10 protein-coding genes are annotated in these 15,681 nt (G+C 57.3%); 1 reads left to right on the plus strand and 9 read right to left on the minus strand.

Features of this window, described 5'->3' with window-relative positions; all coding sequences use genetic code 11:
• Positions 1–6 precede the first annotated feature (6 nt).
• From yqeH to AC58P5_RS07545, 9 genes are all read right to left on the minus strand, one after another.
• Positions 7–1,122: a ribosome biogenesis GTPase YqeH gene (gene yqeH, locus AC58P5_RS07505; protein ID WP_497385504.1), complete on the minus strand. Its 1,116-nt coding sequence runs from the start codon at positions 1,120–1,122 to the stop codon at positions 7–9.
• Positions 1,123–1,208: 86 nt separating this feature from the next.
• The gene (locus AC58P5_RS07510; protein ID WP_103994247.1) at positions 1,209–1,709 is read right to left on the minus strand and encodes a YqeG family HAD IIIA-type phosphatase; all 501 of its coding nucleotides are present in this window, start codon (positions 1,707–1,709) and stop codon (positions 1,209–1,211) included.
• Between the two features lie 267 nt (positions 1,710–1,976).
• Positions 1,977–4,244, minus strand: coding sequence for a DUF4129 domain-containing transglutaminase family protein (locus tag AC58P5_RS07515; RefSeq protein ID WP_497385506.1), 2,268 nt, complete (start codon positions 4,242–4,244; stop codon positions 1,977–1,979).
• Positions 4,237–5,484 carry a DUF58 domain-containing protein gene (locus tag AC58P5_RS07520; RefSeq protein WP_497385507.1) on the minus strand — a complete coding sequence of 416 codons (1,248 nt, stop codon included), beginning with the start codon at positions 5,482–5,484 and terminating at the stop codon, positions 4,237–4,239. Before AC58P5_RS07520 ends, AC58P5_RS07515 begins: the two co-directional genes overlap by 8 nt.
• The gene (locus tag AC58P5_RS07525; RefSeq protein WP_497385508.1) at positions 5,481–6,446 is read right to left on the minus strand and encodes an AAA family ATPase; all 966 of its coding nucleotides are present in this window, start codon (positions 6,444–6,446) and stop codon (positions 5,481–5,483) included. The genes AC58P5_RS07520 and AC58P5_RS07525 overlap by 4 nt, the downstream gene beginning before the upstream one ends.
• A 293-nt stretch (positions 6,447–6,739) precedes the next feature.
• Positions 6,740–7,090, minus strand: coding sequence for a stage V sporulation protein AE (spoVAE, locus tag AC58P5_RS07530; RefSeq protein WP_497385509.1), 351 nt, complete (start codon positions 7,088–7,090; stop codon positions 6,740–6,742).
• 2 nt (positions 7,091–7,092) lie between these two features.
• Positions 7,093–8,109, minus strand: coding sequence for a stage V sporulation protein AD (gene spoVAD, locus AC58P5_RS07535; protein ID WP_497386040.1), 1,017 nt, complete (start codon positions 8,107–8,109; stop codon positions 7,093–7,095).
• Entirely contained in the window at positions 8,109–8,585 is a 477-nt protein-coding gene (gene spoVAC / locus AC58P5_RS07540) for a stage V sporulation protein AC (RefSeq protein ID WP_103993486.1), read from the minus strand. Before spoVAC ends, spoVAD begins: the two co-directional genes overlap by 1 nt.
• 18 nt (positions 8,586–8,603) lie before the next feature.
• A complete protein-coding gene (locus AC58P5_RS07545) occupies positions 8,604–9,479 on the minus strand; it encodes a DUF421 domain-containing protein (protein ID WP_497385511.1) in 876 nt (291 codons plus the stop codon).
• Positions 9,480–9,893: 414 nt separating this feature from the next.
• On the opposite strand from AC58P5_RS07545, the gene AC58P5_RS07550 reads away from it, so the two are divergent.
• Positions 9,894–15,605: a carboxypeptidase regulatory-like domain-containing protein gene (locus AC58P5_RS07550; protein WP_497385513.1), complete on the plus strand. Its 5,712-nt coding sequence runs from the start codon at positions 9,894–9,896 to the stop codon at positions 15,603–15,605.
• Positions 15,606–15,681: the final 76 nt, after the last annotated feature.

Here is a 15,681-nt window from a genome sequence, read left to right on the forward strand (position 1 = left end):
TCCGGTTTAAATAAGCGAATCGCGCTGGACGATCTTAACGCCTTTCGGTACATGAACGGCCAGCTCCGCGCCCGCTTCGCTGTTAATTTTGATCCAGCCGAGGCCGGAGATCAGCACATCGAGTTTTTTGCCTTTCGAAATGTGAATCGTCTGTTTGACGAGCGGCGGAAGTTCTTCCAAATCTTTCGCCACAGGCGGAACGAGCAAAGTCCCTTTGTGGTTCGCGTACAGCTCGTCCGCTTTTTCCAATTTGGTGCGATGGATGGGAACGGCTCCCGAAGAGTAGATCGTAAAGGACTGGCGCTCGCCGCGGACAAAATCAAACCGCGCCAACGACCCGAAAAACAGCGTTTGTCCTTCGTTCAATTGATACACCATGGGCTTAAGCGGCTTGCCCGGCATCAGCTTGCCCAGGTCTTTCTTGGAGACAAGCTCCGTCAGCCGGTGCTTGTACACGATTCCCGGCGTATCGATAATAAAATGTCCGTCATCGAGCGGAATCTCGACCATATCGAGCGTCGTGCCCGGATATTGGGAGGTGGTCAGCTCCGAATCCAGATCGCTGTAATCGGAAATAAGCCGGTTGATGAGCGTGGACTTGCCCACGTTGGTCGCTCCGACGACGTAGACATCTTTGCCGTTACGGTGTTCGTCTACGGCTTGAAGAACCCGGTCGAATCCGATGTTCTTCTTGGCGCTGCAAAGGACGACCTCCACCACCTTCAGGCCTTGTTCCTTGGCCTGCTTGCGGACCCAGTTCACGATCCGGTTCCAGTTCGTCACTTTCGGGAGCAGGTCGATTTTGTTGACGACCAGTATGATCGGATTGCCTCCGACGAAACGGGCCAGACCGCTGATCAAACTGCCTTCGAAGTCGAAAATATCGACGATATTGATGACGAGCGCTTCTTTGTGCCCCACGTGCCCGAGCAGCTTCAGAAAATCGTCCTGGTTGAGCGTTACGCTCGACGCTTCATTATAGTTCTTGATGCGGAAACACCGCTGGCAAATAACCGGTTCTTTCTCGAGAGCCTGCGCGGGGATGTACCCGAGCGCATGAGGATCTTCGAGCTGAAGCTTGACACCGCAGCCTCCGCAATGGATAACTTCTTCTTGGGTCATGAATCCTCCTTAAAATGAACGGCGGGAGCTTCCGTTAAGCTTTGTTCTCCCGCAAGCAAAGTGAAGCTTTCCCGTGAAGGAAAGCTTTATTTATTCTTCGAGATGTAATTGTTGGCCAGCTTCTCGATGCGCCGGTTGATTCGTGTAAAGAAACCTTCATCATGGATGGAGATAGGCGCAACAAGAATGGTATATAAACCGAGCCGGTTCCCTCCCAGCACGTCTGTCAGCATCTGATCACCGATTACAACCGTCTGCTCTGCAGTTGTATCCATCAGTGCCAATGCTTTGCGAAAGGCCGTGTTCGTCGGTTTGCGCGCGGCATGAATGAACGGGATAGACAGCGGCAGGGCAAAAGCGGATACCCTTGTTTCCTGGTTGTTCGATACGATGACGACCTTGAAACCGAGCTGCTTCACATGCCCGAGCCAATTCACGAGCTCCGGTGTCGCATCGGCCACCTTGGCACCGACAAGCGTGTTGTCGAGGTCCGTGATGATTCCGCGGATTCCGCTCTGCCAAAGCTCCTCCAGATTGATATCGTAAATCGTCTGCACGAATTGTTTCGGCACCAGTTTTTTAAACAACAGCGTCACCCCAACCTCTTTCGAATCTATAGGAACTATACCATACATGTCCAATTCCTTGCAAAAAGAAAAAGGAAGCGTTTCAGGCCGTGCCCGGACGGGGAAATCCCCGTATTCTCAGCATTCCCTTGCGGCCGCCCGTTCCATTCACCCGCCGTAGCTTGTCCGTGATTCTCTTTGAAGAAAAAAAAGAAAGGCCGTCTTCCGGTTAACGGAAAACGGCCTCTGGCTTACGCTATGAATCCGGCCCGCCTTGGCGTGCCGGTCTTATTTCATCTGCTCGCGCAGTCTTTTCACATGGCCCTGAACGGCCTCCAGATCCTGCTCGGTTACGGATGACCGGCTATACTTGGCTTTCTCGAACATATCGAGAACCGGCGAAAGTTCTCCCGACAGCCAGTAGCTTTGGGTCATCCAGCGGGAAGCGGCCTCCCGGAACGTTTCATGCTCGAACCGTTCGTACCCTTTGCGTCTGCCGTACCGCAGAAGCCGGTTGACCTCCTGGATAACCCCCTGCGCGTAATTGGCCGCTTTGGGGTCCCGTCCAAACGGCGGCAGCAGGTTCTTGCCGCCGCTCAGCCGGATGGCCGACACGACGGCAGCCGTGAGCAAAACCAGACCGCTGAGCGTATACAGCACGTAACGGACCCAGGGGGCCGCGCCGGATTGGGCCTGGGCCGTCTTCGCCTCGGCCGGTGCCGGAGTCGGCATTTCGGTGGCCGCCGATGTTGCGGGCGCATACGACTGCGGGAGCGAAAATCCTGCGGTCGGCTCGAACGGCAGCCAGCCGTAGCCCTCGAAATAAACCTCGACCCAGGAGTGGGCATCGGAATTGCGGACGGTGTAGGTGCCCTCGGCGTCCGGATCGGACATGCCGCCTGTCAGATTTCCGATACCGGCCGGGCGGCTGTTATCGGAAGAACCCGATGCGTAGCCTTTGACCCAGCGGGCGGGAATGCCGAGCGACCGGGTCATCACAACCATCGCCGACGAATAGTAGTCGCAGTAGCCTTCCTGGATTTCGAACAGGAAGCGGTCGACGAAATCTTTGCTTTTCCCCTTGGATACGTCAGGGGTGTTCGTATACGGATACTTACTCGACAAGTAAAGCTCCAGCTCATGCACTTTCTCGTAGGCGGACGGCGCTTCCTTCGTCACTTCTCTGGCAAGCTCCGCCACCCTCTCGGGCATCCGGTCGGGAAGCTGGAGATAATCGTTCCATTCGGACCGGTTCAGCTTGCTCATATCGACTTTCTTGAGGCCGCTTAAATCGAGCAGCGGGATGTTGGATACGAGTTCGTACTGCTTCGGATAGTTCGATTTCGCGTTAAACCGGAGCTCCGCCTGGCGCGCGGACCAGCGGAGGGACCCGAGCTGCTCCGGATCGGAGCGGACTGTCTCGGACCCGGCCTGCTGAATATCGACCTTCGACATCGGGTAAGCCCCGAACAGCACCGGGTACACTTCGTTGTTGCGCATTTTGACCGTCTGCTTCACTTCTTCCGTCTTCAGCTTGGACGTGTCGATGCCCGAATCCGCGGGAAGCTTGCCGCTGGAGTCTACCGAGCTCTGGCGGGCCCGCCTGTCCGCGGGACTTGCCTCCCAGCCGCTGCCGGTGTACAAAGCCCGGGTTTCCCCGCGGTAATACGTGCGGCTTGTCGTGTCAACGGTGAAGACCGGCGTGTAATCGTACTGGAACTGCCCGCCAAGCTGCGTGTCGTTGCGGCTGTAGCCCGACGATTTCAGCAGCGGATCGTTCGGGTCCTGTACCATCGTCCGGCCGGAATCGTCGCTGCTCGGCAGGAACGTCACCGTCTCGCCGTTGTACTGCCGCCAGGCCGTATACGGATCGGTGAGAACCGGATCGACCGCGGGTACGAGCGCCCCCAAAGTGAGCGTGAGGGCGATAATCAGCACGACCGGCACGATCAGAGGACCGGGATTGTCCGAAAGCCGTTTCCAGCTTTCCGGCGCTTTGTTCTTGAGCTGGGACAAATGGCGCACGACCAGCATGCACAATCCGCTAAAAATGACCGCCGCAACCTGCGGCCATAACTGCAAGGTGCTGAACGAATCGCGAACGCCGAAAAACAAAATGGCCAAAATGACTATAAAAGAAATCCACAGTTTGGACCGGGACGCCCACATGGCCATCAGAAACACCCACCAGGCGGCCAGACCGAACCATAAATAGGGGAATAATTGCGAAACGTTGGCTTGAAACCATTCCATCGGTCCGTCCATCTGGGACATGGGGACAAACCGGTATTGAAGCACAACCGCGTGAACGACCAGAACCAGGACGATCTGCAGAAGCTCCCTGACCAGATGGTGGATCCGCGGGATGAAGAATGTCGCGCAGACCGTAATCAGGGTCCAGTTTACGGCTTTCAAGGTTTCGGGCAGCCATAATCCGTCCTCGTGGGAAATCCATCCGGTGAACTGGAAAAGAAACAGCAGGACGAAGAGGGCCATCCACTTCTTCGTTCCGTCTTCGCCGGCCATAAACCGGAAAACGTTCCAGATGCTACGCATAGATCTTCGTCCCTCCTCCCAGCACAGCCGGCAGCTCTGTCAGCGCATGCACGCCGTAGCCCATAAAGCCGAGGCTGTGCAAGCGGCGGACCCACACGTCCGTGGAGCCTCCCTTGGCGCCGCAGACGCACAGATGACAGGCGAGCATGCGCTGCTTGTCGGTCCAGTGGAGCAGCGACAGGAGATCGGAGTTTTTCGCCGGCGTGATATACACGATCAGCGCTCCCGGCGAGAACATGCCGTCCGCGTTGTTGACCACCTGCTGCAGCGGGCGGAAGCCGTCCGGCTCCACTTCCACCAGGTGATCCATCAGGACGTCCTCATGCCGGGCACCCGTCTTGGGCACGGCCATCAGGGATTCGCGGCCGGAGGAAACGAGCCCCACCGCGATGTTCCTCTGTGTGCCGAAATGCAGCAGGGAAGCGGCGATGGAAACCGCCAGTTCGAATTCGGCGGGACTGCCGTAATTCTGCTTGCTCCGGTCGAGCACGAGTACCATCTTCGGGAGGGTTTCCCGCTCGAATTCCTTCGACTTCCACGTTCCCGTACGCGCCGTGGCGTTCCAATGAACCCGGGAAAGCCTGTCCCCGTGAATGTATTCCCTCACCCCGTTGATCTGCGTCGTTTCCCTCTGTATACGGGCGGTTACGGAATGATGCCTCGCCCCGCGCGGGGACTGGGAGAACTGCGCCCAATGGCGGATCTCGATCATTTGGGGCATCACGACAAAGCCGTACGGCAGATGAACGCTCCCTTTGTGCTCGTAGAGCCCGAAGACATCTTCCGTCGCAAACTCCGCACGCTCCAGGGAGTAATGGCCCCGCCGCAGGGGCGGCGTTTTGTAAACGAACTCTCCCTTGCGCATCCAGTTAAGGACCACGGAGCCCTTCATCACGGTCCGCTCCCCGCTGCTTCGCACCAGTTCGTCTTCGATGAGAAGGTAAGGGATAGGCCAGACGCCCGGAACCTGGATTTTAAGCTTGATCAGTAGGGACTGCCCCGCCTGGACCTTACCGGTTCCGTCCGCCGCCGATATTTCACGCACCGCCTGCGTCTGGCGGATGCCGCTCCATTTTCCGAGAACCAGATAAGCGGAGAGGAGGCATACGACGGCAAACAGCGTGGAAGCGAGCTTACCGCCCTGAAACAGCAGGAACATCAGGCTGGCAAAAAACAGGGAGGATAAAATCAGGGTCGCCTGTCTTCCCTTCTGAGCGGCGGTAGGTTTGAAAAGCTTCATTTCGCCTTCTCCAGCCTGACGGGCACTTTCGTATGCGCCAGTATCGAAGCGAAGACGGAACGGGAGGTTTCTCCTTCCATCCGGGCTTCCGAAGAAAGAATAATCCGGTGGCCCAGTACATAAGGGGCCAAATATTTCACATCGTCCGGCAGGACATAGTCGCGGCCGTTCAAGTAGGCGTAAGCTTTCGAAGCCTGAACGAGCGCCAGCGTAGCGCGCGGGCTGGCTCCCAGTTCAACCGCTGGATGCTCCCGGGTGCCGCGTGTAATGTCCACCAGATACTTCGCGATGCCATCGTCAAGATAAACCGACCGCACCTCTTCCTGCATGCCGAGAATCTGCTCCGTATCGACAACCTCGTGAAGCTGATCCATCGGGTGCTCCTTGCTTTGCGACGCGATCATCTGAAGCTCCGTCGCGCTGTCGGGGTACCCCAGGCTGAATTTGATCATAAACCGGTCAAGCTGGGCTTCCGGGAGCAGATAAGTGCCTTCGAAATCGATAGGGTTCTGGGTCGCAAGAAGCATGAACGGACGCGGTAACGGGTACATCTCGCCGTCTACCGTCACGTGATGCTCTTCCATCGCTTCCAGCAAAGCCGACTGGGTTTTGGTGGTGGCGCGGTTGATTTCATCGACAAGCAGGATGTTGGCCATAACGGGACCGGGGCGGAAAAAGAAAGCTTCATTCTTCGGATGATAGATCGAAACGCCGGTAATATCCGTCGGCAGCAGGTCCGGATTGCACTGAATCCGGCGGAATTGGCCTTGTATGGAGCGGGCGAGGGATTTGACGAGAACCGTCTTCCCCGTTCCGGGCACATCTTCGAGAAGTACGTGACCGCCGGCAAGAAGTGCGGTTAACAGCAGCATGATTTCTTCGCTTTTGCCTAATATACATGAATCCAAATTGGATCTGATTCTGGAAATCTCACTCATATGAGGTTGGGACACAGCAGCCATTCGGTACGAATCCTCCTTCGGATAAAAAGGGTTTGAAGTCCTATTTTTTATATTACAGGAAAGTAGAAAGCGAGTACAACAAAACCCCTTCTAAATTTATTAAAAAACCGACAGTTGGTGGAAAAAGAGCTAAAAGGAGCAAACGCGGGCGAGTTTTATTACGGGAGGATGACAGTACGGTGACGGATGAATACGAATGAATGACAGAGGAATGACGGAGGAATGACAAATCGAAAACAACGAAAAAACACCCCGTTTCCCGAGAAAACGGAGTGTCGATCTGCGGCTAGGTTTCAGCCTTTGGGACGGACGAACAAAGCGGCGAGGAACGAAAAGATGATGGCCGCCGAAATACCGGCGCTCGTAACCTTGAATATCCCCGTCACGATGCCGATCCAGCCGCTTGTCTGGATTTCGCTGATGGCGCCGTGGACCAGCGCGTTGCCGAAGCTGGTAATCGGCACGCTGGCGCCGGCGCCCGCAAAACGGACGAGGGGCTCGTACAGCCCGAAGCCGTCCAGAATCGCTCCGGCCACAACGAGCGCCGTCATCGTATGAGCCGGGGTCAGTTTGCCCAGGTCCAGCAGCAGCTGACCGATGACGCAGATGGCTCCGCCGACGAGAAATGCCCATAAAAACTGCATGATTAGAGTCCCTCCTGTCTTTCGATCGCGACGGCATGCGCAATGCAGGGAATGGATTCACCCTGCTGATACGACAGCGGAGACAGCAGGGCGCCGGTGGCGACGACGAGCAGACGGCGAATTTCGCCCTGCTCCATTCTTTTGAGCAGATGGCCGTAAGTGACGACGGCCGAGCAGCCGCAGCCGCTGCCTCCGGCTTGCACGCCCTGCTTTTGGATGTCGTAGATCATCAGGCCGCAATCGCTGAACGTGGTGCTGTTCATGGCGATTCTCTGCTCCTTCAGCAGCTCGTTTACGATCTGAAAACCTACGGTGGCGAGATCGCCCGTTACGATAAGATCGTAATAGTCGGGGGACCGCTTCATGTCACGGAAATGAGCGGTGATCGTATCGGCTGCGGCCGGCGCCATGGCTGCGCCCATGTTGAACGGGTCCGTAATGCCCATGTCGATCACCTTGCCGATCGTGGCGGATGTAACGACGGGGCCCGTGCCTTTCGCGGCCACGACGGAAGCCCCGGCGCCGGTTACCGTATACTGGGCCGTGGGAGGCTTCTGGGAGCCGTACTCCGTCGGATAACGGAACTGCTTCTCTACAGTGCAGTTATGGCTGCACGTACCGCTCAGGATGTAGTCTCCTCCTCCCGACGCGACGATCAGAGAGGACACGGCCAGGCTTTCCATCGAGGTGGAGCAAGCGCCGAAAACCCCCAGGTAAGGAATGGCCAGCGTCCGGGCGGCAAAGCTGCTGGAAATGATCTGATTCATGAGGTCGCCGCCGACATAGAACTGTATCTGATCCTTCTGCAGACCCGATTTCTTAATCGCGAGGTTAGCCGCGTCTTCCATAAGGGCCTTCTCCGCCTTTTCCCAGCTCTTCTGTTTAAGCGTATTATCCTGATGAATCAGATCGAAATCGTTGGCGAGGGGCCCTTTGCCCTCATCCGGCCCGACAACCGTGGCGGTGGAGATCAGGACGGGAGGCTTCCGGAATTCCCAGGATTGCCCTTTGCGAATAATCAATGTGCACCGCCTCCGAAAATCAAAATGAAGATGCCGACGAAGAAGGCCGCCACGACGCCGAACACGATGACGGAACCGGCCAGCTTGAACATGTTGCTGGCGGTGCCGAGAATAAGCCCCTCACTGCGGTGCTCAATGGCGGCCGAGCACATCGAGTTGGCGAAGCCCGTTACAGGCACAGCCGTTCCCGCCCCGGCCCACTGGGCGATTTTGTCGTACACGCCGAGGGAGGTCAGGATGACTGAAAGGAGGATCAGGACCGCCACCGTGGGATTCGAAGCGGCTTCCTTGCTGAAGCCGAACACTTTTTCAAACAGCATCATGAGGGCCTGACCGATAATGCATATAAAACCGCCCACAATGAAGGCGCGGATACAGTTGGCGACGACCGGCCTTTTCGGTTCGTTTTTTTTCGCTATAGCCTGGTACTGCTGCTGGGTTAATGTCGCGTTTTTCTTTTTCTGATTGGCCATTTGCCCATCCTCCTCTTCTTATTCCGTTCCGTTTGTACTTTTCCCGCCGCCGGAGAGCTGCTTGAGCACACCCCGCAGGGCCGATGCCGTCTGTTCGTACTTGATCCGGGCGTTGAGATCGGTAGCGGAATTCGCAAATGAATCGAGATCCGCCGTGCATTGGCGGAGTGTGGAGATCAGCTCCACCTGGGGTTTCTCGGGACTGATTCCTCTTGAATCGTCGTACAAATCGACGTACAGCTTATTTTGATCGCCTATCTGAGCGAGAAAAACATTATCCGCGGTCGCGTTTATTTTAGCCAATTGTTTATTTAGCCATTCCCTTGTAAGCGAGGAGGCCGCCAGCTCTTCATCATCGACTACCCCGTCCACGATGACCGTGTGAGGAAGCTTGTCCGGGCCTATTTTCAAGCCCAGATCGCCGGGCGTAAGCGGCTGCTTCTCTTTTTTGAGCAGGACACTGAGGTCACCGCTTGCCTCCAGCATGGCGAATTCGACGTCCGCCACCTGAAAAACACTCTTCGTGCGAAGCTGCTCCATCAGTTCGTCTGCGGTGTACCGCTCCCGTTTCAGCTCATTTTCCAGCACGCGTCCGTTACGGATAACGACCGTTCCTTTTCCTTCAAAAAAATGGCGGAGCCATTTACTTTTCAGCGTCGTAATCTCCAGAAAAAACGGAACGACAAACCACACCCCTATGGCCGCGATGCCGTGCAGATAGTGAGCTTCGATGTCGGTTGACAGAAAACCGGCGAGTTCTCCCAGCGTAATACCCGTTACGTATTCGAATAAAGAAAGCTGGGAGATCTGTTTTTTTCCCAAAAAACGGGTGATGGCAAAAAGAATGGCGACCGCACCGAGCGACCGCAGCATAATGACTCCAATACCTTCCACGGCTTAGCCTCCTCTCTTAACCAGAGCAGTTGATTGCGTGACTCTCCTTAGCATGTCCGTGTGGGGAACAGGTATGAAAGGAAGGCATTGGAAAACAAAAAACGGCTTCCGCACCGAAGCCGTTTTCCGTTGTGCCCGTTATCAGAAAAGGTACAAGATCGCCACAAGCAGTAAAAACAAGACGAGTACAATCAGCATGTTCAGGTTCACAGCCGTTTCTCCTTCAAGCGGGAATTCGAACAAAGAATATTCAGGAATACCCCAGTATATGCGTCTAATGCGGTAAATGATTGTTCGTAAGGTGTCGGCCGATGCGCCTATTTTATAGAAAAGGAAACTTTGCCCCTGCACAAACACACAAACACACATAAGATAAAAGGCGAATATCCAATAATTAAAAGGAGGAGGCTCCTCTTGTCTTTTCCCAGCGACAGTCAATTTTTTCCGGTGACTTTAAACGGGGTTCCCGTAGGAGATCCGGTTTCGGATGTGAGTCCGGCCAGCACGGATATTGTCGGGAATGCCCAGTTCCCCGCCGCTTACGTATCTTACGACACGGTCTATGTGTATTTCCGTCTGAGGCTGAACGGAGACCCCCGGGCCAAAACCGGGTTCGATAATTTTGCCTGGGGAGTTCTTTTTAATACCGACGGCAATCCGGCAACCTACGAATGGGTTCTCGCCGTCAACGGCCAGAATGCGAGCCTCGATCTCATCGAAAACAAAATAAAAGTGCCGAACACGTTCAACGATCCCGCCGAAGGCATTGACGGAAAAGGGACTCCGAGCTATACGCGTCCGATTATCAACTTCGATCTGGCCCGGGTTAAACCGACAGGGGACGGGTCCCGTTTCGGCGGGAACGAAAATTATTTCCTCGATTTTTTCATTCCGGCTTCCGTCCTGTTCGGAACGCTCGGGATCACTAATCAGACGCCTCTCCAATTTATTTTTTTCAGTTCAGCGAATAACAATAACTTCAACAAAGATTTCCTGATTCCGGAAGGCAGCACGTTCACCTCGGGCTTCAGCGATCCCGTTGCGGCTCAAGGGTTTAACGCGCAGGCCAGACTCGTCCTGACCAAAACCTTGACCTCTTCGCCGGGAGCGGCCGTCCTGACCGGACAGGTGGCATCGTATACGGGGACCCTTTCGATATCGAACCAGGGAGAAAGCCAGGCCAATGGCGTGCTGGTCACCGATGTGTTCGGGCTCGACAGCGTTTCCTCCCTGTCCGTCTCCGGCGTTACCCAGGGCCTCTCAACCGTTAACCTGCTGGCCCGCTCAATCAGCTGGAACGCCGGGAATCTTGCGCCCGGGCAAACCGTCATCCTTACCTTCACCGTACAGGGAGCTTTCCTGACTGCCGGAGAAGGCAGGCGCATCCTGAATACGGCCACCGGAGCCGGATTCGACAGTCTGACCGGACAGGGGATTACAGCCGGCCCCGCAACGGCCTCTATTGCCGTCGTAACGGCGGGAGGCGTCACCGGAACCGTATACAATGGGATGACCGGTCTTCCTCTTCCCGGTGCCGCCGTGCAGCTTACAAACGCCCAAAACCAGGTGCTGACCACCCAAACCAGCGGAACCGAAGGAGCGTACGGGTTCTCCAATCTGGCACCGGGAACTTACAATCTCACGGCTTCTTTTGCCGGTTTCGTTACCCAGACCGTACCTGTAACGGTAAACGAGGGTACCGTCACTCCGCTGGACATCACCCTGCGGCCGCAGCCCGCTTCTCTCAGCGGCACAGTCGCCGATCAGGTGGGAAACGTTCTTCCCGGAGCCGTCGTCCGCGTCAAATCCCCGTTCGGCGCCATCATCGCCGAAACGGCCGCTAACGCGGCGGGACAATACCAGCTCTCGGTTCCCGCCGGAACGTATACCGTAATCGCGACTGCGGACGGCTTCCAGTCCGAAGTCCGTACCCTGCAGCTTCAGCCGGCACAAAGCGTGTCCGCCTCGTTTAATCTCGCGGCTCTGCCGGGTACCGTGAGCGGCGTGATCACCGTCTCCGGCACGGGGACTCCACTTGCAGGCGCTCTCGTAGAAGCGCTGAACGAACGGGGGCAGCAGATCGCTACCGCCGTCAGCGCCGCGGCCGGTTCGTACGCGATAAACAGTCTCGCGCCGGGCAATTACCGTATCCGCGCCAGCGAAGCCGGATTCACGACGGAAATAGCCGGTGCGGCGGTTCGTGCGGGACAGACGACAACCGTCAATATCGGCTTAAATCCCGCTCCGGGGACGCTTACCGGCCAGGTAACGGACGCCTCCTCGGGTCAGCCGCTGGGCGGCGCCGTCGTCCGTGTCGTCACGGTTGAAGGAATAACCGCGGCAACCGCGATAACCGATGCCGGCGGAACTTATGTCATCAATAGTCTGCAGCCGGTCCATTATACGGTCACGTTCAGCGAAACGGCGTATGCCAGCCAGACGACAGGTATATCGATTGCGTCCGGCTCGCAAAGCGTGCTGAATATCGCGCTGAACCAGTTAGCGGGCTCCATTTCCGGTCTCGTGACGGACCTGAACGGGAATCCTCTGGAAAATGCGGTGGTACGCATTTTTATGAACAGTTTTGTCGTCGCGACGCTGAATGCCGACCAGAACGGACGGTTCGACATCCACGGTCTTGCTCCCGGCTCTTACATGGTCCGTGCCGAAACAACGGGTTACCAGCGCCAGCTGATCGGTGCCTTTATTGAGCCTGGAGAAATGGTCGAAGTCGATTTCGCCCTGGCTCCTCAGCCCGGCGCTTTAACGGGAACCGTTACGGCGGGGACGGCACCGGTACAGGGGGCGGTCCTTGTGGTGCGCCAGACGGACAACAGCGTAATCGGGCGGACGATTACTTCGCCCGACGGCACCTTCGTATTGGAGGAGCTTGCGCCGGGAACTTATACGGCCGCCGTTTTTGCCGACGGGCTGCAGACGCAAATCAAAGGGTTCAGCATTACGGCCGGGCAGACGACAACCGTTTCCTACAATCTGGAGCCTTTGCCGGGTATTCTCGCCGGAAGCGTGTACAATGCCTCCAATGACCAGCTAATTCCGGATACTGCCGTTGCGATACGCATCGTCGATACGAACGGACTCGTGATCCAAAGTTTGTTCACGGACCAGTTTAGCGGATTCACGGCTCCTAATCTGGCACCGGGGAGCTACACGGCGATCGTGTCATCCACTGATTTTCAGACGAATCTTGTCAGCTTCCTGATCGCCGCCGGACAGACAACAACGATCCGCGTGAATCTGATTCCGAGTCCCGGACAGATCAGCGGGACGGTAACGGCGGCCGGACCGGACACGGGAATTTCCGGCGCCTCCATCCGGATCAGCAACTACACGGGGACGCTGATCGCCACCGTCCTCACCGACAGCAGCGGTTATTTCAGGGCAGAGGGCCTCGCTCCCGACACCTATATCGTCACGGCTTCCCAAGCGGGATTCCAGCAGGGCAGCATCGGAGCCATTGTGAGGGCCGGTCAAACGACGACGACCCGTCTCAGCCTGCTCCCGCTTCCCGGATCGGTAAGCGGCGTTATTTCCCCGGCCGTGGACGGGACCGTCATCCAGATTTACGACCGGAACAACCTCCTGATCAACGAAGAGCTGATCAATACGGGGAACGGCACCTTCCGGTTCGATTCGCTCGCACCGGGCGCCTATATCGTGACGGCTACACCGCCGGGCTACGCCGTATCGAAAGCCGGGACAGTTGTGGAGGCGGGACTGGAATCGAACGTAACGCTCACACTCATGCCGCTGCCGTCGATTCTTTCGGGACGTGTTACGGATATCGCCGGAACCCCCGTGAATACGGCGGTTATCCGGGTCCTTGACGGCAATGAAACCTTGCTGGGGACGGGGCACGCCGACGCCACAGGAGCTTATGTCGTCGATAACATTCCCGCAGGCAATCATTTTCTCGTGGCAGCGGCTCCCGGGTTCTCAACCGTTATCGTCGGCGTCGCAACCCTTCCGGGTACGGATTCGGCGGGAATCAACATCCGCCTCGTTCCCAATTCCGGGTCCATCAGCGGTCAAATATCGAACGTTTCGGACGGAAGTCCGCTGCCTTCCGCCACTGTTCTGATCCGCAGCGCGGACGTGAGCAATCTTCTAATCGCGACAGCTACCACTTCCCTGTTCGGCAACTTCTTCGTAAGCGGTCTGTCTCCGGGTGCTTATACGGTGGTGGCGGAAGCGGAAGGTTTCGCCGCAGGCACAGCCGGAGCCGTCGTAGTCAGCGATCAGGAAACCGCCGCCAGTCTCGCTCTTCGGCCCCTAAGCGGCGTTGTGACGGGCATCATCACGGACCGCTTGGGCTCAATTCTGACCGGTTCGGAAACCCAGATTAAAATCTTCAACGAAGCAGGCATTCTCCTGTTCGCTTATCTGGCCGATGCAGACGGGCGCTTCACAACGCCGGAACTGGCTCCCGGCAGGTATGTCCTTACGGCATCCGCTCCGGGCTTTGCTTCCGCCTCCGAGATCGTCACGGTCACTGCCGGTTCGGCAGGCACAGTAAAGCTCGTTTTGACCCAGCAAAATTCGCTCCTGAGCGGCAATGTCATCAACCGGAACGGATCCGCTCCCGTGCCCGGAAGCATTGTCACTCTCCTGAATGCGGCCGGTCAGACTGTCGATCAATCGGTTACCGATCTAAGCGGAAATTTTACGATCGAAAACGTAACCGCCGGGGCCTATACGCTGACCGTCACCAGTGACGGTTTCGGCAGCACCTCCCTCGGTGTCGTGCTCCGGCCGGGGCAAACGACAGCCGTCACTGTCCCGCTTGAGCCGTCGCCCGGCAGTGTCAGCGGCTTCGTGATCGACCGTGCTACGTCCGCCCCTCTCGCCGGAGCGGACATCACGATCGAAGACGCGGCAGGGGTGCCGGTCAACACGGTTCAAACCGACAGCAGCGGCTTCTATCTCTTCAATAATCTCAGTTCCGGAGATTATAAAGTGACCGCCGAAGCGGCCGGATTCGGCTCGCAAAACGGCGGCGCTCCGGTAGCGCCCGGGCGTAACACCGACTACAGCTTCGCTTTGAGCCCGCTGTCGGCCTCTCTATCCGGGACGGTGACTAACGCCGCCGGCGCCCGGCCGCTTGCCGGTGTGCTCGTCGAAGTCCGCCAGCTCAACACGTACGGCACCGTCGTAACGGATACGACGACTGATGCGGCCGGCCGTTATACACTGGACGGCCTCCCGGCGGGCAATTACACGGCCGTGTTCAGCCTTTCCGGCTTCGGCCAGCAGACGGACGCCTTCAACGCCGCCCCCGGGCAAAATACGGTCGTGGACGCTCAGCTGTCCCCGACGTCGAACGATTTGAACGGGACGGTCGTGACTCCGCCAGCCGTTCCCGTGTTTCCGCCTCCTCCGGTGGTGGATGTTTACGACGACAGGAATACACCGGTCGTGACGGTTCCGACGGCCCCCTCCGGGCAATTCACGGCTGACGGGATAACCGCGGGCGACTATACGGTCGTCGTGCAAAAGCCGGACCTGTCGTACAGCCAGCAGGTTGTAACCGTCGTACCCGGCTTTACTCCGAATGTCGTCCTCTCTCCGGGGAGCCCTGCACTTGCCGCTTCGGGCGCCGTTCTGGACGAATCGACAGGCAATCCGGTTCCCGGCGCTTCCGTCCAGATCCTGAACGAGAATTTAACGCCGGTCGACCGGACGCTTACCGACGGAACGGGAGTATTCCTGCTGGGAGGCCTGCGCCCCGGAAGTTACACGGTCACCGTGTCCAGCGAGCTCTTCGGCTCGAAGTCGGCCGCGGTTTCCCTGGCGGCCGGAACTACGGCCCCTCCTGTAACCGTGGCGCTGAACCCTTTATTCGGCACTTTGACGGGCACGGTAACGGACAGGAACGGACGGCTCTTATCCAACGTGTTCGTCCAGCTTTTCGATCCTTCCGGGCTCTTCCTGAGAAGCGTGACGACCAGTACCCGGGGCGTCTATACGATCACCAACCTGGCCCCCGGCTTCTACTCCGCCCGCTTCACGCTGGAAGACAAACAACCGGCGGCACGCACGCTGATCATCGCCGCAAATGAAACGACGTTTCTCAATGTCGTCCTGGAGGAAGATTCGGAAGAATAAACGCCAAAAAATCCCGCCGGTTCTCCGGCGGGATTTTTTGCGTTTCTTTTTCACGGTATAAACGGTTGAGCGGTTG

It is taken from the genome of Paenibacillus sp. JT31N7, assembly GCF_059692095.1.